Below are 21,305 nucleotides of genomic sequence, written 5' to 3'. Positions count from 1 at the left end.
GCTACCCATCCCTCACCGATGCAAACGTCCAGCGAGGCGTCCGCGCCGCGGGAATCTAGACTGTCCCCGTGACGTTCGGGCTCACGCACGCGGTCGATACCGTCGAGCGGGCCGCCACCACCCCTGATCAGCCGCAACCCTTCCGCGAGCTGGGTCTCAAAGGCGACGAATACCAGCGCATCCGCGAGATCCTGGGCCGGCGGCCAACCGACGTCGAACTGGCCATGTATTCGGTGATGTGGAGCGAGCACTGCTCCTACAAGTCCTCCAAGGTGCATCTGCGCTACTTCGGCGAGACCACCACCGACGCGATGCGGGGCGGCTTGCTGGCCGGCATCGGGGAGAACGCCGGCGTCGTCGACATCGGCGACGGCTGGGCCGTCACCTTCAAGGTCGAGTCGCATAATCACCCCTCCTACGTCGAGCCCTACCAGGGCGCGGCCACCGGTGTCGGCGGCATCGTGCGCGACATCATGGCCATGGGGGCGCGACCGGTCGCCGTCATGGACCAGTTGCGTTTCGGCCCCGCCGACGCCCCGGACACCCGCCGCGTGGTCGACGGCGTGGTCCGCGGGATCGGGGGCTACGGCAATTCCCTGGGCCTGCCAAACATCGGCGGCGAGACGGTCTTTGACGCCTGCTACGCGGGCAACCCGTTGGTCAACGCGTTGTGTGTCGGCGTGCTGCGCAAGGAGGACCTGCATCGGGCCTTCGCATCCGGGGCCGGGAACAAGATCATCCTGTTCGGCGCGCGCACCGGGCTCGACGGCATCGGCGGGGTGTCGGTACTGGCGTCGGACACCTTCGGCGGTGACGAGGCCGGACCGGGACGCAAGAAGCTGCCGTCGGTTCAGGTCGGTGACCCGTTCATGGAAAAGGTGCTCATCGAATGCTGCCTCGAGCTGTACGCGGGCGGCCTGGTGATCGGTATCCAGGATCTCGGCGGGGCCGGATTGGCCTGTGCCACTTCGGAACTGGCCTCGGCAGGCGACGGCGGCATGGCCATCGAACTGGACACCGTGCCGCTGCGCACCAAGGGAATGACGCCCGCCGAGGTGCTGTGCAGCGAGTCTCAGGAGCGGATGTGCGCGGTGGTGGCGCCGGAGAACGTGGAAGCTTTCCTGGCGGTGTGCCGCAAATGGGAGATGCTGGCCACCGTCATCGGTGAAGTAACCGACGGCGACAGGCTACGCATCACCTGGCGCGGCGACACGGTTGTCGACGTGCCGCCGCGCACGGTGGCCCATGAAGGACCGGTGTACCAGCGTCCGCTCGCCCGGCCGGAGTCGCAGGACCAACTCAACACCGACCGGTCTACCCGGTTGCCGCGGCCCGCCACCGGCGACGAGCTGCGAGCGACTTTGCTTGCGCTGCTTGGCAGTCCGCACTTGTGCAGCCGCGCGTTCATCACCGAACAGTACGACCGCTACGTGCGCGGCAACACCGTGCTGGCCCAGCACGCCGATGGGGGCATGCTGCGCGTCGACGAATCCACGGGCCGCGGCATCGCGGTGTCCACCGACGCATCGGGCCGCTACACGGCGCTGGATCCCTACGCCGGGGCCCAGCTCGCGTTGGCCGAGGCGTATCGCAACGTCGCCGTCACCGGGGCCGCCCCGGTCGCGGTCACCAACTGCCTCAACTTCGGCTCGCCGGAAGACCCGGCGGTGATGTGGCAGTTCGCGCAGGCGGTGCGCGGCCTCGCGGATGGCTGTGCCGCTCTTGGTATTCCGGTGACCGGCGGCAACGTCAGCTTCTACAACCAGACGGGATCCACCCCGATCTTGCCCACCCCGGTGGTCGGTGTGCTCGGCGTCATCGACGACGTGCACCGGCGCATCCAGACCGCGATGGGCACCGAGGCGGGGGAGACGCTGATACTGCTCGGCGACACCCGCGACGAATTCGACGGCTCGGTGTGGGCGCAGGTGACCGCCGACCACCTCGGCGGGCTGCCACCCGAAGTCGATTTGGCCCGCGAGAAGCTGCTGGCCGACGTGTTGACCGCGGCATCACGCGACGGGCTGGTCGCCGCGGCCCACGACCTGTCCGAGGGGGGCTTGGCCATCACGGTGGTGGAGTCGGCGCTGGCGGGCGAAACCGGTTGCCGCATCGTGCTTCCCGAAGATGCTGACCCGTTTGTCATGTTGTTCTCCGAATCGCCGGGACGGGTGCTGGTCGCGGTGTCGCGCACCGAAGAAAGCCGGTTCCGTTCGCTGTGCGAGGTGCGCGGGCTACCAGCCACGCGCATCGGGGTCGTCGACCCGGCATCGGATGCGGTGGAAGTTCAGGGTCTGTTCACCGTGTCCCTGACCGAGCTGCGCGGCACCTCTGAAAGAGTGCTGCCTGCACTGTTCGGATGAGGATCCGGGCATGAGTACCCCTGTAGGCGACACCACCACCGAGCCGGTCGCCGAACCGGCAGGGGCCGACGGACGGCACCCACTGGTGGTGTGGGCGTGGAGCTTGTTGCGGCTTCGATTCAGTGGGGTGGCATTCGGCGCGCTGTTTTTCTGCTTGTCGCTGACCCCGTCGCTGCTGCCGCGAACCTGGCTGTTCCAGGGCCTGATCGGCGGCATCAACGCCGCCTTCGGTTACGGGCTGGGTGTGCTGCTGGAAAAAGCCGCGCAGCGTTTCGTGCTGCGGACCGCGCGTTGGTGGCCGCCACCACCGCGAGTGTTGTTCTGGATCAAGGCAGCAGTCGTGGTGATCGCGCCGACCGCCGCTGTACTGATGCTCATCCCGGCGGCCGCCTGGCAGCGGGATGTCTCCGCGTTGATGGGCATCAAGGGGCCAACCACGTTGGGCTACATGCGAACGCTGATCGTCGCGGCGGTGGTCAGCGCTCTGCTCGTGGCGACCTGCCGGGTGCTCATCGATGCCGTCAAGCTGCTGGCCCGCATGCTGATCAGGCGCTGGCATCTGCACAACGAGGTGGCGCTGTTCATCGGGACCACGATCGTCGTGGTACTGCTGGTCACCTTGATCAACGGTGTCTTGGTGCGCGGCTTCTTCATCGGGATGAATGCCCTCTCCGAGCCGCGGAACAACACCACCGGCGCCGACATACATCAGCCGCTGCTGCCCGAAAGATCCGGTAGCCCAGCGTCGTTGGCGCCCTGGGAAACGCTCGGCTTCCAGGGCCGCAACTTCGTCGCGACCGGACCGCACGCCGACGAGCTCACCCGGCTCAACGGTCGGCCCGCCAAGGAACCGATCCGGGTGTATGCCGGGTTGGAGACCGCCGACGACGACAACGCCCGGATGCAGGTGATTCTCGGCGAGCTCGAGCGCACCGGCGCGTTCAACCGAAAGCTGCTGGTTCTCGTCCCCACCACGGGTACCGGTTGGATCAACCCGGTGGCGGCGCGTTCGCTGGAGATGATGTACAACGGCGACACGGCGATGGCCGGGGTGCAGTACTCGTATCTGCCCAGCTGGGTTTCTTTTCTGGCCGACCGGCAGAAGTCGATGGATTCCGGCAGGACGTTGATCGACACCATTCATGACCGCTGGCAGCAGCTGCCACCGGATCATCGGCCGAAGTTGGTGCTCTACGGCGAGAGCTTGGGTTCGATGGCCGGACAGGCAGCCTTCGGGTTCCTGCCCGACATCGCCAAGATGGGTTTCGAGGCGGTGCTGTGGGTGGGACCACCACACGAAAGTCCGTTGTGGCACGCGCTGATCGTGCGCCGCGACCCGGGGACCACCGAGGTGCGGCCGCGCTACGACAACGGGCGGACGGTGCGGTTCTCTGAGGCCGTCGATCCTGCGGAAATCGACCGGCTCGCGGCGCGACCGTGGGACGGTCCCCGCGTGCTGTTTCTGCAGCACCCGTCTGACCCGGTGGTCTGGTGGTCCCCCGATTTGCTGTTCAGCCGGCCGGACTGGCTTGTCGAACCGCCGGGCCGCGACCGCACCGCATTGATGCGTTGGTATCCCGTCGTCACCTTCTGGCAGGTCAGCGCCGACCTGCCGGAAGCCGAGGCGATGCCGGGCGGGCATGGGCACAATTACGCCAACACGGTTTTGGACGGCTGGGCTGCGGTAGTGCCCCCGGACGGTTGGACACTGGCCGATACCGAACGCATGCGTGTCGCGCTCAAGCAATCGGAAGGCGCTGACGGGTCCGAGAATTGATGCGCGACAGCATGTTTGAGCGGTTACGGGCGCTATCGCTGGCCGCCGTGCTGGTCGGCTCGAGCTTCGTCGTGCCGCGGATACCCCCGCGGTGGCGAGTTCCGGTACAAGCCGGCGGGAGCGCGCTGCTGGTGCTGCAAACCGGTTCACGGATCGGATTGTCTCCGCCGCGGTTGTGGATCGGGATGCGGTGGGGCTTCTCGACCGGGGCTGCTGCGGCGACCGCAATCGCAGCGACGGCGCCTGTGCCGGTGGTGCGGCTGTCGATGTCCACCCGCCCGTTGCCGCAGTCGGTGCCGTCCTGGTTGGCGTTGCGGATACCTCTGGGCACTGTCTGGGCTGAGGAGGCCGCATTCCGCGCGGCACTGACCACCGTCGCCAAGAGAGGGTTCGGCGAATCCGGCGGGCGGCTGGTGCAGGGCGCCGCGTTCGGGCTCTCCCACATCGCCGACGCGCGCGCGACGGGCGAGCCGGTGCCGGCGACTGTCCTGGTCACCGGCGTCGCGGGCTGGCTGTTCGGCTGGCTGGCCGACCGTTCCGGCAGTCTGGCCGCGCCGATGCTGGCACACCTGGCGATCAACGAAACCGCGGCGGTGGCCGCGCTCACCATCCAGCGGCGGTCGCGCAGCTAGCGGATGACCGCCCGTCACAGCACCGATCCGGCGACAACGCGCCGGGCTGTCTTGGCGCTCGCCGACTGGCTGCGCGACGACACCCGCCCGGCCCCCGACCGGGCAGATCTGGCCGCCGCTGTTCGGCTCACTGCACGGACGTTGGCCGCACAAGCGCCCGGCGCCAGCGTCGAAGTCCGGATTCCGCCGTTCGTCGCGGTGCAGTGCATCCCCGGTCCGCGGCATACCCGCGGCACACCACCCAATGTCGTCGAGACCGATCCGCGCACCTGGCTGCTGCTGGCTACCGGAATGCTGCAGGTAGCAGCGGCTAAGGCCGCTGGGACGCTGCAGCTGTCCGGTTCGCGCGCCGGTGAGATCGAACGATGGCTGCCGGTGGTGAGCCTGCCGAGTTGAGCGACCAACCCAACACGCGAGCTGGATTCTGCGACTGGGCCGTCCTCCCCGTAGACTCCGTTACGTCACCAACCTTCGGGAGCCGCCAAATCGTGACCGCCCAGCAGCCCCTGCCCGAGGAGAATCCGCCCCGCGAAGAATGCGGTGTCTTCGGGGTATGGGCCCCCGGCGAGGAAGTCGCCAAACTCACCTATTACGGCCTATATGCGCTACAGCACCGCGGCCAGGAAGCCGCCGGCATCGCCGTCGCGGATGGGTCGCAAGTGCTGGTATTCAAAGATCTCGGCCTGGTCAGCCAGGTGTTCGACGAGCAGACGCTGGGGGCCATGCCCGGCCACGTCGCCGTCGGGCACTGCCGCTACTCCACCAGTGGGCAAACCACCTGGGAGAACGCCCAGCCGGTGTTCCGGACCACCGCGGCCGGCACCGGCGTGGCGCTGGGACACAACGGCAACCTGGTCAACAGCACCGATCTGGTCGCCCGCGCCCGCGAAGCCGGGCTGATCAACCCGCGGCTGCCCGGCGCGGCCACCACCGACTCCGACATTCTGGGCGCACTGCTGGCCCACGCAGCCGCCGACTCCACCCTGGAACAAGCGGCAATGGAACTGCTGCCGACGGTCCGCGGTGCGTTCTGCCTGACGTTCATGGACGAGAACACCCTGTATGCCGCCCGCGACCCGCATGGGGTGCGGCCGCTGTGCCTGGGACGACTAGATCGCGGTTGGGTAGTGGCCTCCGAAACCGCCGCGCTGGACATCGTCGGCGCATCGTTCGTCCGCGACATCGAGCCCGGCGAGCTGCTCGCGATCGACGCCGACGGTGTGCGGTCCAGCCGTTTCGCTGACCCCACGCCCAAGGGCTGTGTCTTCGAATATGTCTACCTGGCACGGCCGGACAGCATGATCGCCGGCCGCTCGGTGCACGCCGCCCGGCTGGAGATCGGTCGCCGGCTGGCCCGCGAATGCTCGATCGACGCCGACTTGGTGATCGGGGTACCGGAATCGGGAACACCCGCCGCGGTCGGCTACGCGCAGGAATCCGGTATTCCCTACGGGCAGGGGCTGATGAAGAACGCCTACGTCGGGCGCACCTTCATCCAGCCGTCGCAAACCATCCGCCAGCTCGGTATCCGGCTCAAGCTGAACCCGCTCAAGGAGGTCATCCGCGGCAAGCGGCTGATCGTCGTCGACGACTCGATCGTGCGGGGCAACACCCAGCGCGCGCTGGTGCGGATGTTGCGCGAGGCCGGCGCGGCCGAAGTGCACGTGCGCATCGCATCACCGCCGGTGAAGTGGCCGTGCTTCTACGGCATCGACTTTCCGTCGCCGGCGGAGTTGATCGCCAACGCCGTCGACGACGAGGAGGAGATGCTGGACGCGGTGCGCCACGCCATCGGCGCCGACACGCTTGGCTACATCTCACAGCAGGGCATGATCGCGGCCACCGAACAGTCCGCTTCGCGGCTGTGCACGGCCTGCTTCGACGGCAGATACCCGATTGAGCTGTCCAGCGAGTCTGCCTTGGGCAAGAACGTCATCGAGCAGATGCTTACCACCGCGGCGCGTGGCACTGTCCCGGCCGATATTGCGGGCGACGAGGCCGCCCTTGCCGAAGAAGCGTTACGGCGCCCCTGACCGGGCAATCGGACCACAGCTTGGCGCTGAACGGTAGCCTTTATCGGCGATGGCGGACCGTAGGAAAGACACCAGAAAACCTCCCGGCGATCAAGGCATCACGTATGCAGCGGCCGGGGTGGACATCGAAGCCGGTGACCGCGCCGTCGAACTGTTCAAGCCGTTGGCGTCAAAGGCCACTCGGCCCGAGGTCCGCAGCAAGCTCGGTGGATTCGCCGGGCTGTTCGCCCTGCGCGGCGACTACCGCGAGCCGATACTGGCCGCGTCCAGCGACGGCGTAGGTACCAAGCTGGCCATCGCGCAGGCGATGGACAAGCACGACACGGTCGGGCTGGACCTGGTGGCGATGGTGGTCGACGACTTGGTGGTGTGCGGCGCCGAGCCGCTGTTCCTCTTGGACTACATCGCCTTAGGGCGCATCGTGCCGGAGCGGCTCAACGCGATCGTCGCCGGCATCGCCGACGGGTGCATCCGCGCGGGATGCGCGCTGCTCGGCGGCGAGACCGCTGAGCACCCCGGGCTGATCGAGCCCGACCACTACGACCTCTCGGCCACCGCGGTCGGGGTCATCGAGGCCGACGATGTGTTGGGTCCCGAGCGCGTCAAACCCGGTGACGTCATCATCGCGATGGGTTCCTCAGGGCTGCACTCCAACGGGTACTCGCTGGTCCGCACCGTCCTGTTGGAGATCGACCGGATGAACCTGGAGGGCTACGTCGAGGAGTTCGGCCGCACCCTGGGCGAAGAATTGCTCGAACCGACGCTGATCTACGCCAAAGACTGCTTGGCGCTGGCTGCCGAAACCCAAGTCCGGACGTTCTGCCACATCACCGGCGGCGGGCTGGCCGGCAACCTGGAACGCGTCATCCCGCATGGCCTGGTGGCCGAGGTCGACCGCGGTACGTGGACACCGGCGCCGGTGTTCGCGATGATCGCCCAGCGCGGCCGCGTCAGCCGCGCGGAGATGGAGAAGACGTTCAACATGGGCGTCGGCATGGTCGCCGTCGTGGCGCCGGAGGACACCGACCGGGCGTTGGCCATCTTGACTGCCCGGCATTTGGATTGCTGGGTCTTGGGCACCGTGAACAAGGGCGGTAAGGAAGGCCCGCGCGCGGAGCTCGTCGGGCAACACCCGAGATTTTAAGGCTGGCTTAGCGCCTAACCATCAGCGGCGCCAGTCGTCCGCGTCGTCCCATGGGTCGTCGGAGAACCGGTCGTCGCCGTCTAGCCGGTTGGAGTCGTCTGCACCCGAACCGGATAGCTCGCGCTGAAGCCGCTCGAAATCGGTCTGCGGGGAGCTGTATTTCAGTTCTCGAGCAACCTTGGTCTGCTTCGCCTTCGCCCGGCCGCGGCCCATGGGGGAACCCCCTCGCGCAATAACGGAGCGGCCCAACAAGTAGGCGGCTCCGATCTGTCGGTGTCGTTATTGTCCTGTCGAGTAGTTTACCGTGCCCTGCGATGGTGCGCTGGCGTGCCCTGCCAGGCCTCGTGCAGCTATCGGTTGGTGCCGCGCAGCCGTTCGAGGGCAACCCGTCCCGCGCCGGCCACGTCGGCAGGCGGCAGCGAATCGGGCTCGATGACGGCAGCGACTTGACCGTCTGCTCCGGTGACGAGCGCGGTGTCCGCGGGCAGCCCGCGCTTGAGCAGAGCCAGCGCTATCGGCCCAAGATCCGCATGGTCGACGACGGTTCCCAGCCGGCCCACTGGGCGTCCGCCGGCGAGCACGGGATCGCCCGTCGATGGGCGATCGACCGATCCGTCGAGGTGCAACAGCACCAGCATCCGGGGCGGCTTGCCCAGGTTGTGCACCCGGGCAACGGTCTCCTGGCCGCGATAGCAGCCTTTGTCCAGATGGACTGCGCCCACTCCCGGGCCGCCGATCCAGCCCACTTCGTGAGGAATGGTGCGCTCGTCGGTGTCGACACCGAGCCGCGGGCGAAGCGCAGCCACCCGGTGGGCTTCGTAGGTCCAAATCCCGGCGGCACGCACCCCAGCTTTGATAAGCCGCTGGACCCGGTCAGCCGAATCCGCCTGCGGCACCAGCACATCCAGCTCGATGTGGTCCACTCGCGCACCAGCCATCCTGCGCAGGAACCCGCCATCAGGCAGTGGCACGGCCGTCATCTCGGCGGGCAGCACGTTCACGCCCAGCGCGTCGAGCACCGGCGGTTCGCCCAGCCGGGGTCCGAGCAGTGACAACACCGCCATGTCGGCGGCAGCGGGCGTCACATTCGACCAGAACACCATCTTGCGCAAATAATCGAGCAGCGGCTCACCGCGCCACGCTTCGGTGTCGAGGTAGGTGACGCCGCCCAGTTCGGTCTGGATCCAGTGATCCTCGACCCGGCCTTGTCCGTCCAGGCTGAGGTTTTCGGTGCTGGCTCCCTCAGGCAGTTCACTGACGTGCTGAGTCGAGATGTTGTGCAACCAGCTCTGCCGGTCCGCGCCGGTCAGCGTGAGCACCGCGCGGTGTGAGCGGTCGATCAGCACGGCGTCGGTTTCGGCCGCGCGCTGCTCACCGAGCGGGTCGCCGTAATGCCAGACGGCTCCGGCGTCAGGTCCGGTTTCGGGAGCGGGAACTGCGGCCACACACCAACTCTACGGACCTAGCCGGGACCGCCGGGTCGATGACCGTGACTCCGGCTTCACGCCGGCAAACCATTAGGCTGAACGTCCATGGCTAGCCAGACGGGCGTGATCGTCACGCTCGACGGCGAGATACTGGCCCCGGATACGCCGCTGATATGCGCCGACGACCTCGCCGTCGTGCGAGGCGACGGCATCTTCGAAACACTGTTGGTCCGCGACGGCCGAGCATGCCTGGTGGAAGCGCATCTGGGGCGGCTGAGCCACTCGGCCAAGTTGATGGACCTGCCCGAGCCCGACCTACCGGCATGGCGGCGGGCGATCGATGTGGCGGCGCGGCGCTGGGCGGCCGTCAGCGCCGACGAGGGCGCGATGCGACTGGTCTACAGCCGCGGCCGCGAGAGCGGGTCGGCGCCGACGGCCTACGTCACCGTCAACCCGCTCGCCGACCGGATCGCCGCCGCCCGCCGCGACGGTGTGGCCGCGGTGACACTGCCGCGCGGACTGCCTGCCAGCGGCACCGACGCGATGCCGTGGCTGCTGGCCGGTGCCAAGACACTGTCCTACGCGGTCAATATGGCGGCCCTGCGCCACGCCGCTCGGCTGGGCGCCGGCGACGTCATCTTTGTCAGCTCCGACGGCTACGTCTTGGAAGGCCCGCGCTCGACGGTGGTGATCGCCGCCGACGGTGAAGGAGGTGCTGGTTCCACAGCTTTCTTCACGCCGCCGCCGTGGTATCCGATCCTGCGCGGCACCACCCAGCAGGCGCTGTTCGAAGTTGCCCGGGCCAAAGGCTACGACTGCGACTACCGCGCCTTGCGGGTATCGGATCTGCTTGCCGCCCAAGGCATTTGGCTTGTATCGAGCATGACGTTGGCGGCGCGGGTGCACACGCTCGACGGGCGACCGCTGCCGCGTGCACCGATGGCCGCGGAGTTCGCCGAACTCGTCGATGCGGCCATCGTCAGCGACCGCTGAATTGAAGTTGTCGGTCCGCCGCTGGGCGCGTACGGTCAGCCGTACACAGGAAAGGAGGTGGTCCGAGAATTGATTGGCTTATGGACATGTGAGGTGGCTGCGCGCTAAGCAGCGCCAGGCAGGAAAGAGCTGGCATCGCTTGCTAGTGAATTCCCCGCAGTCACCCGGCCCCCGAGCCCCCGGTCTGTCCAACCAGGAACTTAGGCTCGGGGGCTGTCCATTTCTGGGGGCCCCGACCCAGTCAGCCGGCGTAGCGGGACAGGCGCGCCGACAGATGCGGCACCAACCCCCCGTCAGCGTCCACGCGTTCTTCGACATAGGCCAAGTCGCCGCCTTCGACGATGCCGTAAAGCCGTTTGGCTCCGCCGACGAGAACACCGGATTTGCTTCGGGCGAGCGCGTCGGTGACCAACTCCCACGACGACTGGGTGCGCGGGCGCCCGTAGAACAACTCCACGTAGCCCGCCGAGTGCGCCAGCAGCAGCTCGATGGCCTGCGACTCGGTCGGGTCGGTCGGGTCGTTGACGAAGCGCCAAAAACCCGTCTCGCGCAGCGTGAGTCCCTCGTACTCGCCCGACTCGGTCAGCCGCCAGGACCGCGCCTCCCAGTTCAGATAGTCGCCGCCGTCGTGGCTGACGATGATCTGCTGGCCGAACCGGTAGTCGCCGTGAGCGCCGCGGCCCTCTCCTTCCCCGCGCCACACGCCGACCAGCGGCAGCAACGCCAGCAGCGCGTCATTCAGGTTGGCGCCTTGTCGCAGGTTCGCGGTGTCGGCGGGGATGGGCAGGTCGTCGAAGACCGGAATGTTGCGGCCCGCAGTCACTTTGGCGCGTTCGGCCGCCTCGGCCAGGGCCCGCTCGCCGGAGCCGATCCGACCCGCGAATCGGTCACGGTCTTCCGCAGAACTCACGAGTCGTCGCTGATGAGGCGATACAGCGTGTACAGCGCGAACCAGGCGATGACCACGACGCACGCGACCAGCATGATCTCGAAGAACAGGACCACGGCCACGAGTCTAGTTCGCGCACCCCCTCACCCCCGTTGCCGGGCGCGGGCCGGTCTCAGGCGACCTTGATGTCGACCTCGTGGATACCCGCGCCCGACGGCTGCACCACGGCGTCGCCGTTACCGGCGGGCGACAACGCGCGCACCGTCCAGGACCCCGGCGCCGCGAAGAACCGGAAGTCACCGGTGGCTGACGCGACGACTTCGGCGGTGAACTCGTCAGAGGAGTCCAACAGCCGCACGAACGCCCCGCCCACAGCCTGGCCGGAGCTGTCCACGACGCGACCGGTGATCACCGTCTCCTTCTCCAGGTCGACGCTGGCCGGCAACGTCTGTCCTTGCTTGGGTGGTGTGCACATATTCAGCTTCCCAACTCGATCGGGACTCCCACCAGGGAGCCGTATTCCGTCCAACTTCCGTCGTAGTTTTTGACGTTTTGATGTCCGAGGAGCTCGCGCAGCACAAACCAGGTGTGCGACGAGCGCTCACCGATCCGGCAGTAGGCGATGGTCTCCTTCGATCCGTCCAAGCCGGCGTCGGCGTAGAGCTTGGCCAGCTCGTCGTCGGACTTGAAGGTGCCGTCTTCGTTGGCGGCCTTGCTCCAGGGCACGTTGATGGCGCTCGGGATGTGGCCGGGCCGCTGGCTTTGTTCCTGCGGCAGATGCGCCGGCGCCAGGATCTTGCCGGAGAACTCGTCGGGGGAGCGCACGTCGACCAGGTTGTTCACCCCGATGGCGTCGATGACCTCGTCGCGGAACGCGCGGATGGAGTTGTCGGGCTGCTTGGCGCTGTAGGAGGTCGTCGGGCGCCTGGCCGGGTCGGTGGACAGCGGTCGGCCGTCCAGCTCCCACTTCTTGCGTCCGCCGTCGAGCAGCTTGACCTTGTCGTGGCCGTACAGCTTGAAATACCAGTAGGCGTAGGCGGCGAACCAGTTGTTGTTGCCGCCGTAGAGGATCACGGTGTCGTCGTTGGAGATGCCGCGGTCGGACAGCAGCTTCGAGAATTGCTCGGCGTCAACGAAATCGCGGCGGACAGGGTCCTGCAGATCGTCGCGCCAATCCAGTTTGACGGCGCCGCGGATGTGGCCGGTGTCGTAGGCGCTGGTGTCCTCGTCCACTTCGACGAAGACGACGCCAGGTGTGTCGAGATTGCTCTCGGCCCAGTCTGCCGAGACTAGGACGTCGGAGCGTGCCATGGTGTGGATCCTTTCGGTTGCTTAGACGAAACGTTCGAGGGACGCAGGCGGGCGACGAACGGGTAGAGCTGGCAGCCCAGGCAGATCCCGAATGCCGCGTTGAGGAAGGCCGCCGCCAGCGCGGCTGCGGTCGCGATGATGCCCAGCAACGTCGCTCCGTCGGCGAATCCGATCACCCCGATTACGGCGAAGACCAAACCAACCAGCTGCGCGAACTTCAACGGTGGTACCGGTTCTCGCTCGGTGACCGGACCCAGCCGCGGCGCCACGAGTTTGGCGTACAGCAGCCCGTAGGGATGCAGCCGGGGCCCCCGCGCGGCGCCGACGGCAAAGACGACCGCCTGCACGCCCAACACAGCAGCGGCTGCCTGGGCGCTGTGCCCTGACACGATCAACGTTGTCACCAAAACCGCGGTCGTGACCCAGGCAACGAACCGGGGGCCGCGGACGTCCACGCCGTCTGCCTGGGCGGTGGTGTTGGTTCTCGACACAGACCTGCTCCTGTTGACAACTGGAAGGGTGGGGGCACGCCAGAATGGCTGCTCCGAGAGCGGCGCTAATCGGCGCGCTACTCAGCAGCTACAACAACAGCAGCAGCCCGCAATGCGGCACAGATCGACTGCGCGGCGCTTGGTGAGCATGGGCTCAAGGCGGGCGAACACGTCGGACAGCTTACCTAATGACACGATGGTCAAGCCAATAGCGGTACCAGCGCCGACCGCAGCTCGGCAACCGAGGGGACGCCTGCTGCGCGGTAACGCTGACGGCCATCGGCATCGAAGATCAGCGTCGTCGGCAGCGACAGCACCGAAAGCCGCCGCGCCGCCACCGGATTAGCGTCCAAGTCGACCTCCAGATGCGCCACGTCGCCGAGGTCGCCGCAGACCTCGTTGACCACTCGACGCACCCGCTCGCAGGGACCGCACCAGGGGGCGCTGAAGTGCACGACGGTCGGTCCGGTGGGGGACAGATCCAAGCCTGCGCTATGCGCGTCGGCCGCTTCGTGGGAAGCCGACTGCGTTGCGCGGACGGCTCCGGAACGCCGATTCAGGACCCCGCCGATGAGCCCTGCCAGCGCTAAGGCGCAGGCGATCGCCACGACTGCGGCAGTCACTGTTTGGCCTCCGGTCGAGGCCCGATTGGTAGGCGGGGGGTAGTCACGACTGTTTAAACCCTTCGAGCGTGATCGTTACTCCCTCGGTGATGCCCTCGATGATGACGTCCGAGCCGCGCGCACCCTGGCTGGTCGGCGCAACGCCGAAGGGCAGCTTCTGATCAGGCAGCCGCTTGCTGAAGGCGCTGAGCACGGCGGCTCGTTTGTCGTCGGGAACCTTCTGGTTGGCGGTGTCGGGCCCGGTCAAGATCCTCGTGGGGGTGAACACCAGCGTCGTCTTGTCCGCGCCGGCGATCGACAGGTCCACCGAAACACTGACCCGCTTGTCGAAGTGGGCCGATTTCGGGGTGCCGGTGAACACCAGCCCGCGGCTGCCGGAGATCCCCGATTCGGTGGTGCCTCCAGTGGCGTCATTGGTCTCTTCGGGCGGCGCCTCGACCATCAGGTCCGTGATGCCCATGTATCGGCCGAGGTGTACCGAGTCGATGATGATGCGGCTTTCGAGCTTGCCGACCGGCAGCTTGGCGTTCGGCCGGATCAGCCACGACGAGTTGGTCAACCCGATCGAGTGCATGGTGGCTTCCAGCGTGGCCTTGCCGACCATCGCGTGGTCGACGGTGTTGGCTTTGATCTCCAGCTCGTCGTAGTGGTCGCGCATCGCCTGCGGGATGAACGGGAAGCCGAGGATGGCCACGAACGGATCCGAGCCCAGGACAGCTGCGTCCCGCACGGCCCGAGACAGCCGGTACTCGGCATAGATGCTGGCCCCGAAGTCCACGCCGACGGCACCGACAATCACCACCACGACCGCGGCCGCAGCACTGACCACACCGATCAGCACCTTGCGCATCCGCATATTGTGGCCTACGCCCGCCACCGGCTCGCCGCCTCGCCGCTGCCAGGCTCCGTCCTCATCGCGCTGCGCGCTCTGCATCGTCGCCGGGCTGGGGCTGGATTGCCCGGCTCGCCCCCTCGCCGCTGCGCGGCTGGGGGTGCCCCCGCCTCATCGCGCTGCGCGCTCTGCATCGTCGCCGGGCTAACGACCAGGTAGCACGTTATCGTTAGATGACCCGGCCGCTAATTACACATTTCGCCATCAGTCTGGGAGAGGCCTTTCCCACGACGCTGGAGGGGCTTTTTGGACCTACTGCTACTGACCGCGGACCCGCACGCCGACTCGGTCCTGCCGTCGCTGTCGCTGCTCGCCCACACTGTGCGGACGGCGCCGGCGGACGTGTCGTCGCTGCTGGAGGCAGGCACTTCCGACGTCGTGATCGTCGACGCTCGCAACGACCTGCCCGCCGCGCGCAGCCTGTGCCGTCTGCTCGCCTCGACGGGCAGACCGGTCCCGCTGGTGGCGGTGGTAACCGAAGGCGGGCTGGTTGCGGTCAGTTTCGAATGGGGACTCGACGACATCCTGCTGCCCGGCACCGGACCGGCCGAGATCGATGCCCGGCTGCGGCTGGTTGTCGGTCGGCGTGGCGGACAGGCCGACCAAGAGACCGCCGGCAAGGTGACCCTCGGCGAGCTGGTGATCGACGAGGGGACTTACACCGCGCGATTGCGCGGCCGCCCGCTCGACCTCACCTATAAGGAGTTCGAGCTGCTGAAGTACCTGGCGCAGCACGCCGGCCGGGTGTTCACGCGGGCTCAGCTGCTGCACGAGGTCTGGGGATACGACTTCTTCGGCGGTACCCGAACCGTCGACGTACACGTGCGGCGACTACGCGCCAAACTCGGCCCCGAACACGAGGCGCTGATCGGCACCGTCCGCAACGTCGGGTACAAGGCGGTGCGGCCCGCGCGCGGCCGGCCGCCCAACCCCGAGCCGGAGAACACCGACGACGTCGAGCCGGACCAGGGCGGTCTGCAAGGTCCGCTGGCCGACCCGCTGCGCAGTCAGTGACGACTGAAGAGTGGACAGCGGCGCTCGCCGCGCACGAGCAGCAACAAGTGCGCGAAATCATCTCCGCTGCAACAGATTTCGACGGAGTCCCACCGGTCGGTGAGCAGGTATTGCGCGAGCTCGCGCATCAGCGCACCGAGCATCTGGTCGTCAAAGGCCAACAACCGGGCGACCCCGGTGCGGCGATCATCGGCTATCTGAACCTCACCCCCGGCCACGACGGGACCGCCCCGATGGCGGAGTTGGTGGTTCACCCACACGCCCGCCGGCGCGGCGTCGGCACGGCGATGGCGCGCGCCGCCCTGGCTAAAACTGCCGGCCAGACCCGCTTCTGGGCGCACGGCACGCTCGAGCCGGCACGCGCGACAGCGTCGGCGTTGGGCTTGGTGGCGGTGCGTGAACTGTGGCAGATGCGCCGCTCGCTACGCGACGTGCCCGAACCCGACGTTCCGGAGGGCGTGCAGGTGCGCACCTACGCCGGCACGCCCGACGACGCCGAGCTGTTGCGGGTCAACAACGCCGCGTTCGCCGGGCACCCGGAGCAAAGCGGCTGGACACCGGCCGATCTGGACGAACGTCGGGCCGAACCATGGTTCGACCCGCACGGGCTGTTTCTGGCTTTCGACGCCGCGACCGAGAAGCTGCTCGGTTTCCACTGGACCAAGGTGCATCCCGACCAGCCCGGCTTGGGCGAGGTGTACGTCGTCGGCGTCGATCCGTCGGCGCACGGGCGCGGGCTGGGCGGTGCGCTGACGGCGATCGGTGTGGCATCGCTGGCCCGCCGGCTGGCCGACGCCGCGGATCCCCGGGTGATGCTCTACGTCGAATCCGACAACCTCGCCGCGGTACGCACCTATCAGCGCCTGGGCTTCACCCTGCACAGCGTCGACACCGCCTACGCGGCTCCACGCAGCTGAGCGCGATCCGGCTGCGTTCACCGTGCGTTCACTTCTCTTGTGAATTTTGGCCATTACCGGCGCATACCGTCCGGGTGGCCCGGCGACCTCCTACCGGGATCACGAAGCGACGCTAGGAGAGCACGACTAGGTGAAGCTCGAGATGGTTCGCAGGGCACTGGGCATCACGGTATCCGCGGCAACGATCGCGGCGCTGGCGTTGACGAGCTGCGGCAGCGACAACAATATGACCGGCGGCTCCGAAAAATCGGCCCAGCACGTCGATTGTGGTGGCAAGGACGACTTGACCGCCGAGGGGTCGACCGCTCAGCAGAACGCGATCGCGTTGTTCAACCGAGCCTGGGGCCAGGCCTGCCCCGGCAAAAACCTCGCCTACAACCCGACCGGTTCGGGCGCCGGCCGCGAGCAGTTCATCGCCGGCCATGTCGACTTCGCCGGGTCGGACTCGCCGCTGACCGCCGCGCAGATCGAGCCGGCCGCCAAGCGCTGCAACGGCAATCCGGCTTGGGACCTGCCGGTGGTATTCGGGCCCGTCGCACTGATCTACAACCTGCCCGGCGTCGACTCGCTCGTGCTCAACGCCGACGTGCTGGGCAAGATCTTCAGCGGAATGGTCACCAGCTGGAACGACCCGGCGATCGCGGCGCTAAACCGTGGGGCCGCGTTGCCGGAGACCAAGATCACGCCGGTCTACCGGTCGGATTCCTCGGGTACCACCGACAACTTCCAGAAGTACCTGACCGCGGCCGCACCGGAGAGCTGGACCAAAGGGGTCGGCAGTGAGTTCCAGGGCGGCTTCGGTGAGGGCGCGCAGAAGTCGGCGGGCGTCGTGCAGGCCGTGCACGCCACGCCCGGCGCTATCGGGTATGTCGAGAAGGGCTTCGCCGATCAGGCAGGTGTCCCGTTCGCGCAGATCGACAACGGCAGCGGCGCCGTCAAGCTCACCGACGACGCGGCCCGCAACGCCATTGACGACGCCAAGTTCGAGGGCCAGGGCAATGACTTGATGCTGAACCTGAACTCGCTGTATGCCACCAAAGAGCACGGTGCGTACCCGTTGGTGTTGGCGACCTACGAAATCGTGTGCTCGAAGGGCTACGACCGGGCCACGTCGGCCGCGGTCAAGTCGTTTCTGACGGTTGCGGCCAACAACGGCCAGAGCGGGCTGTCCTCGGCCGGCTACGTTCCGCTGCCCGATAAGTTCAAGGCGCGCCTTACCGCCGCGATTAACGCGATCCAGTAACAGCGATAATTGCTCGATCAGCGGCGGCGTCTGCGGTGAAGATGGATGCCAGGACCGATAGCGACCGATCGATGGGACAAGGGTGAGCACGCCAAATCCAGCCGGCGCCGGCTCGGGGGAAGTCGTCGCTGCGCCCTTTCCCGAACCGCCGCTCACCCCTACCCGACCATGGGGAAGCACCACACCCCGCCTAGGGGACCGGCTGTTTCGCGGGCTCTCCCAGGGTTCCGGTCTCCTGATCGTCGGCGTGGTCGGCGCGATCGGGCTGTTCCTGTTGTGGCGGGCGATACCGGGGCTGGCACGCGACAAGGAGAACTTCTTAACCTACGGCGGCAACTGGGTCACCACCGACACCTCAGCGATGCACTTCGGCATCCGCGACCTGTTCGAGGTGACGGTGTTCGTTTCGCTGTTCGCACTGGTCCTGGCGATGCCAATCGCGCTGGGCATCGCGATCTATCTCACCCAGTACGCCCCGCGGCGGGCGGTCGGGCCGCTGGCCTACATGGTCGATCTGCTGGCAGCGGTTCCCTCGATCATCTACGGCGTTTGGGGCCTGTATGTGCTGGCGCCGCAGCTGCGGCCGGTCGCGACATGGCTTAACCAGCACTTGGGCTGGTGTTTTCTGTTCGCCACCGGCAACGCTTCGGTGGCCGGCGGCGGCACCGTCTTCACCGGCGGGATCGTGCTGGCGGTGATGATCCTGCCGATCATCACCGCCGTCACCCGCGAGGTCTTCGTGCAGACCCCGCAAGGAGAGATCGAAGCCGCGCTGGCATTGGGCGCGACCCGATGGGAGGTGGTCAAGACCACCGTGCTGCCGTTCGGCCGCTCCGGCTACATCAGCGGTTCGATGCTGGGCTTGGGCCGTGCGCTGGGCGAGACGGTGGCGCTGCTGATCATCCTGCGCGGTACCCAGTCGGCGTTCGGCTGGTCGCTGTTCGACGGGGGGTATACCTTCGCCACGAAGATCGCGGCCACCGCCTCGGAGTTCAACGACCAGTTCAAGGCCGGCGCCTACATCGCCGCAGGGCTGGTGCTTTTTCTGCTGACGTTCGTGGTCAACGCGCTGGCGCGAGCCGCGGTCGCCGGAAACGGGCGCCGATGACCTCGATGCTGGACCGGCCGGTCAAGGCACGCACATTCGCGGGTGTCAGTGTGCGCCGGCGGGTCGCAGACAAACTCGCCACCGTGTTGGTGACGCTGTCGGTGACGGTCGCCCTGGTGCCGTTGCTGTGGCTGCTGTGCTCGGTGCTGATCAAGGGATTCCAGGCGATCACGTCGAGTGTGTGGTGGACGCACTCGCAAGCCGGTATGACGGCGTTCGTCACCGGTGGCGGTGCCTACCACGCAATCGTCGGCACCGTGCTGCAGGGGCTGGTCTGCGCGGTCATTTCCATCCCGATCGGCGTCTTTCTCGCCGTTTATCTGGTCGAATACGCGGGCGGCACCTGGATGGGCAAGCTGACCACGTTCATGGTGGACATCCTGACGGGGGTGCCCTCGATCGTGGCGGCATTGTTCATCTATGCGCTGTTCGTGGCCACCTTCGGCTTTCCCCGCTCCGGGTTCGCGGTGTCGTTGGCGCTGGTCCTGCTGATGATCCCGGTGATCGTGCGGGCGACCGAGGAGATGCTGCGGATCGTTCCCGTGGATTTGCGTGAGGCCGCCTACGCGCTGGGCGTCCCGAAGTGGAAAACCATTGTGCGAATTGTGATTCCGGCGGGGCTGTCCGGGATCCTCACCGGCGTCATGCTGGCTTTGGCTAGGGTGATGGGTGAGACGGCCCCGTTGCTGATCCTCGTCGGCTACTCGCAGGCCATGAACTTCAACATGTTCACGGGGTTCATGGGGTCGCTGCCCGGCATGATGTACGACCAGACATCGGCGGGCGCGGGCGCCAACTCGGTGCCCACCGATCGGCTGTGGGGCGCCGCGTTGACGCTGATCCTGCTCATCGGGGTCATCAATGTCGGGGCCAGAGTGGTCGCGAAAATATTTGCGCCTGAGAAGTTATAGGAGTTTCGGTGGCCAAGCGGTTGGACCTCAAAGAGGTCAACATCTACTACGGGTCGTTTCAGGCGGTCGCCGACGTGTCGTTATCGATCCTGCCGCGCAGCGTCACTGCGTTCATCGGTCCGTCCGGCTGCGGCAAGACGACAGTGTTGCGCACATTGAACCGGATGCATGAGGTCATCGCCGGCGCGCGGGTCGAGGGCATAGTGCTGCTCGACGATGACGATATCTATGCGCCCGGCATCGATCCCGTCGGTGTGCGCCGGGCCATCGGCATGGTTTTCCAGCGACCGAATCCTTTCCCCACCATGTCAATTCGCGACAACGTGGTGGCGGGGCTGAAGCTGCAAGGCGTCCGCAATCGCAAGGTGCTCGACGAGACCGCGGAATACTCGTTGCGGGGTGCGAACCTGTGGGACGAGGTCAAGGACCGGTTGGACAAGCCCGGCGGCGGGTTGTCCGGAGGCCAGCAGCAACGGTTGTGCATCGCGCGGGCCATCGCCGTGCAGCCTGATGTGTTGTTGATGGACGAGCCGTGCTCGTCGCTGGATCCGATCTCGACGATGGCGATCGAAGAGCTGATCGCGGAATTGAAGCAGGACTACACCATTGTGATCGTCACCCACAACATGCAGCAGGCTGCGCGGGTCAGCGATCAAACCGCGTTCTTCAACCTCGAATCCGTCGGAAAACCGGGCCGGCTGGTGGAGATTGACGACACCGAGAGAATCTTCTCCAACCCGACCCAGAAGGCGACCGAGGACTACATCTCCGGCCGGTTCGGCTAGTTAGAGGAGGTTAGCGAGTCGTCGTCGGAGAACTTGCCGTCGGGAATTTCGCCGGTGGCCTGGAAGATAACCCGACGGGCGACCTCGACCGCATGGTCGGCGAAGCGTTCGTAGAACCGGCCAAGCAGCGTCACGTCCACAGCCGCGGCCACGCCGTACTTCCAATCGCGATCCATGAGCACTGTGAACAGGTGCCGGTGCAGATCGTCCATCGCGTCGTCTTCTTCGCGGATGCGGGCGGCCTTTTCCGGGTCGCGAGACAACAGCACCTCCTGCGCGCTGTTGGCCAATTCGCATGCGAGCCTGCCCATTTCGGCGAAGTATCCGTTGACTTCTTCGGGCAGCACGTGTTGGGGATGACGTCTGCGCGCGATCTTCGCGACATGCAGTGCAAGCGCGCCCATCCGGTCGATGTCGGCGACCATCTGGATGGCGCTGACGATCGCCCTCAAGTCACCGGCGACAGGCGCCTGCAACGCTAATAGCACGAAAGCGCTTTCCTCGGCTTGCGCGCTTAGCGCCGCGATCTTTTCGTGGTCGGAAATCACTTGTTCGGCCAGCACCAAGTCGGCTTGCAGCAGGGCTTGTGTCGCGCGTTCCATGGCAGCCCCGGCCAGCTCGCACATCTCGCCTAGGCGATCCGATAAGCGTGAAAGTTGTGCATGGTACGCAGTGCGCATGGGACAAGCGTACGTGCTCGATGCCGCGATCGGCCGCAAGGACGACATGAATTGGCGGTGAATGCCGGCAGT

Annotated in this window: 23 protein-coding genes; 13 read left to right on the top strand and 10 right to left on the bottom strand. The window is 66.9% G+C overall.

Annotated elements, in window-relative coordinates; translation table 11 throughout:
• The first annotated feature begins 68 nt into the window (after positions 1-68).
• The 6 genes from purL to purM all read left to right on the top strand — a co-directional run bounded on the left by purL (position 69) and on the right by purM (position 7,949).
• Positions 69-2,363, top strand: a complete 2,295-nt coding sequence (purL, locus tag G6N15_RS05320) for a phosphoribosylformylglycinamidine synthase subunit PurL (RefSeq protein WP_083085259.1) — start codon at positions 69-71, stop codon at positions 2,361-2,363.
• A gap of 10 nt (positions 2,364-2,373) precedes the next feature.
• Positions 2,374-4,140, top strand: coding sequence for an alpha/beta hydrolase (locus G6N15_RS05315; protein ID WP_083085256.1), 1,767 nt, complete (start codon positions 2,374-2,376; stop codon positions 4,138-4,140).
• The gene (locus G6N15_RS05310; RefSeq protein WP_083085254.1) at positions 4,140-4,772 is read left to right on the top strand and encodes an Rv0804 family intramembrane glutamic endopeptidase; all 633 of its coding nucleotides are present in this window, start codon (positions 4,140-4,142) and stop codon (positions 4,770-4,772) included. The genes G6N15_RS05315 and G6N15_RS05310 overlap by 1 nt, the downstream gene beginning before the upstream one ends.
• A gap of 3 nt (positions 4,773-4,775) precedes the next feature.
• Positions 4,776-5,168 (top strand): sterol carrier family protein, encoded by a 393-nt coding sequence (locus G6N15_RS05305; RefSeq protein WP_083085252.1) that lies wholly within the window; start codon positions 4,776-4,778, stop codon positions 5,166-5,168.
• A 92-nt stretch (positions 5,169-5,260) separates the two neighbouring features.
• Positions 5,261-6,805 (top strand): amidophosphoribosyltransferase, encoded by a 1,545-nt coding sequence (gene purF / locus G6N15_RS05300; RefSeq protein ID WP_083085562.1) that lies wholly within the window; start codon positions 5,261-5,263, stop codon positions 6,803-6,805.
• Between the two features lie 49 nt (positions 6,806-6,854).
• Positions 6,855-7,949 carry a phosphoribosylformylglycinamidine cyclo-ligase gene (purM, locus tag G6N15_RS05295; protein WP_083085249.1) on the top strand — a complete coding sequence of 365 codons (1,095 nt, stop codon included), beginning with the start codon at positions 6,855-6,857 and terminating at the stop codon, positions 7,947-7,949.
• Positions 7,950-7,970: 21 nt separating this feature from the next.
• Here the strand turns inward: purM and G6N15_RS05290 are convergent, their stop codons facing one another.
• Complete coding sequence (locus G6N15_RS05290; RefSeq protein WP_083085246.1) at positions 7,971-8,162, bottom strand: DUF3073 domain-containing protein; 192 nt, start codon at positions 8,160-8,162, stop codon at positions 7,971-7,973.
• 137 nt (positions 8,163-8,299) lie between these two features.
• Positions 8,300-9,394 carry a CAF17-like 4Fe-4S cluster assembly/insertion protein YgfZ gene (gene ygfZ, locus G6N15_RS05285; protein ID WP_083085244.1) on the bottom strand — a complete coding sequence of 365 codons (1,095 nt, stop codon included), beginning with the start codon at positions 9,392-9,394 and terminating at the stop codon, positions 8,300-8,302.
• A gap of 105 nt (positions 9,395-9,499) precedes the next feature.
• Here ygfZ and G6N15_RS05280 point away from each other — a divergent pair, with 105 nt between their 5' ends.
• Positions 9,500-10,369, top strand: a complete 870-nt coding sequence (locus G6N15_RS05280; protein WP_139797707.1) for an aminodeoxychorismate lyase — start codon at positions 9,500-9,502, stop codon at positions 10,367-10,369.
• A 241-nt stretch (positions 10,370-10,610) separates the two neighbouring features.
• Here G6N15_RS05280 and G6N15_RS05275 read toward each other — a convergent pair whose 3' ends face one another.
• From G6N15_RS05275 to lmeA, 7 genes are all read right to left on the bottom strand, one after another.
• Entirely contained in the window at positions 10,611-11,279 is a 669-nt protein-coding gene (locus G6N15_RS05275; protein ID WP_083085239.1) for an FABP family protein, read from the bottom strand.
• A gap of 151 nt (positions 11,280-11,430) precedes the next feature.
• Positions 11,431-11,733 (bottom strand): DUF1416 domain-containing protein, encoded by a 303-nt coding sequence (locus tag G6N15_RS05270; RefSeq protein ID WP_083085236.1) that lies wholly within the window; start codon positions 11,731-11,733, stop codon positions 11,431-11,433.
• Positions 11,734-11,735: 2 nt separating this feature from the next.
• Positions 11,736-12,569 carry a sulfurtransferase gene (locus G6N15_RS05265; protein WP_083085234.1) on the bottom strand — a complete coding sequence of 278 codons (834 nt, stop codon included), beginning with the start codon at positions 12,567-12,569 and terminating at the stop codon, positions 11,736-11,738.
• The gene (locus tag G6N15_RS05260) at positions 12,548-13,060 is read right to left on the bottom strand and encodes a DUF4395 domain-containing protein (RefSeq protein WP_083085231.1); all 513 of its coding nucleotides are present in this window, start codon (positions 13,058-13,060) and stop codon (positions 12,548-12,550) included. Before G6N15_RS05260 ends, G6N15_RS05265 begins: the two co-directional genes overlap by 22 nt.
• Before the next feature lie 81 nt (positions 13,061-13,141).
• Positions 13,142-13,231: an Ms5788A family Cys-rich leader peptide gene (locus G6N15_RS23730; protein WP_369407273.1), complete on the bottom strand. Its 90-nt coding sequence runs from the start codon at positions 13,229-13,231 to the stop codon at positions 13,142-13,144.
• Positions 13,232-13,260: 29 nt separating this feature from the next.
• Complete coding sequence (locus G6N15_RS05255) at positions 13,261-13,683, bottom strand: thioredoxin family protein (RefSeq protein ID WP_083085229.1); 423 nt, start codon at positions 13,681-13,683, stop codon at positions 13,261-13,263.
• Between the two features lie 43 nt (positions 13,684-13,726).
• Complete coding sequence (gene lmeA / locus G6N15_RS05250; protein WP_083085560.1) at positions 13,727-14,539, bottom strand: mannan chain length control protein LmeA; 813 nt, start codon at positions 14,537-14,539, stop codon at positions 13,727-13,729.
• A gap of 282 nt (positions 14,540-14,821) precedes the next feature.
• On the opposite strand from lmeA, the gene G6N15_RS05245 reads away from it, so the two are divergent.
• The 6 genes from G6N15_RS05245 (at position 14,822) to pstB (ending at position 20,553) form a co-directional block, all read left to right on the top strand.
• Positions 14,822-15,589, top strand: coding sequence for a winged helix-turn-helix transcriptional regulator (locus tag G6N15_RS05245; RefSeq protein WP_083085226.1), 768 nt, complete (start codon positions 14,822-14,824; stop codon positions 15,587-15,589).
• On the top strand, positions 15,586-16,506 hold the full coding sequence (mshD, locus tag G6N15_RS05240) for a mycothiol synthase (RefSeq protein WP_083085224.1): 921 nt from the start codon (positions 15,586-15,588) through the stop codon (positions 16,504-16,506). Before G6N15_RS05245 ends, mshD begins: the two co-directional genes overlap by 4 nt.
• A gap of 142 nt (positions 16,507-16,648) precedes the next feature.
• Positions 16,649-17,749 (top strand): phosphate ABC transporter substrate-binding protein PstS, encoded by a 1,101-nt coding sequence (gene pstS / locus G6N15_RS05235; RefSeq protein ID WP_169922492.1) that lies wholly within the window; start codon positions 16,649-16,651, stop codon positions 17,747-17,749.
• Between the two features lie 82 nt (positions 17,750-17,831).
• Positions 17,832-18,857 (top strand): phosphate ABC transporter permease subunit PstC, encoded by a 1,026-nt coding sequence (gene pstC, locus G6N15_RS05230; protein ID WP_083085220.1) that lies wholly within the window; start codon positions 17,832-17,834, stop codon positions 18,855-18,857.
• Positions 18,854-19,768, top strand: coding sequence for a phosphate ABC transporter permease PstA (pstA, locus tag G6N15_RS05225; RefSeq protein WP_083085219.1), 915 nt, complete (start codon positions 18,854-18,856; stop codon positions 19,766-19,768). Before pstC ends, pstA begins: the two co-directional genes overlap by 4 nt.
• An 8-nt stretch (positions 19,769-19,776) precedes the next feature.
• Positions 19,777-20,553 carry a phosphate ABC transporter ATP-binding protein PstB gene (gene pstB, locus G6N15_RS05220; protein ID WP_083085218.1) on the top strand — a complete coding sequence of 259 codons (777 nt, stop codon included), beginning with the start codon at positions 19,777-19,779 and terminating at the stop codon, positions 20,551-20,553.
• Here pstB and phoU read toward each other — a convergent pair.
• On the bottom strand, positions 20,550-21,233 hold the full coding sequence (phoU, locus tag G6N15_RS05215; protein WP_083085217.1) for a phosphate signaling complex protein PhoU: 684 nt from the start codon (positions 21,231-21,233) through the stop codon (positions 20,550-20,552). The genes pstB and phoU overlap by 4 nt on opposite strands.
• Between the last annotated feature and the right edge of the window lie 72 nt (positions 21,234-21,305).

It is taken from the genome of Mycobacterium noviomagense (genome assembly GCF_010731635.1).
Lineage (GTDB): Bacteria > Actinomycetota > Actinomycetes > Mycobacteriales > Mycobacteriaceae > Mycobacterium > Mycobacterium noviomagense.
The sequence above is the reverse complement of the archived record's forward strand: the minus strand, read 5'-3'. Positions and strand labels throughout refer to the sequence as shown.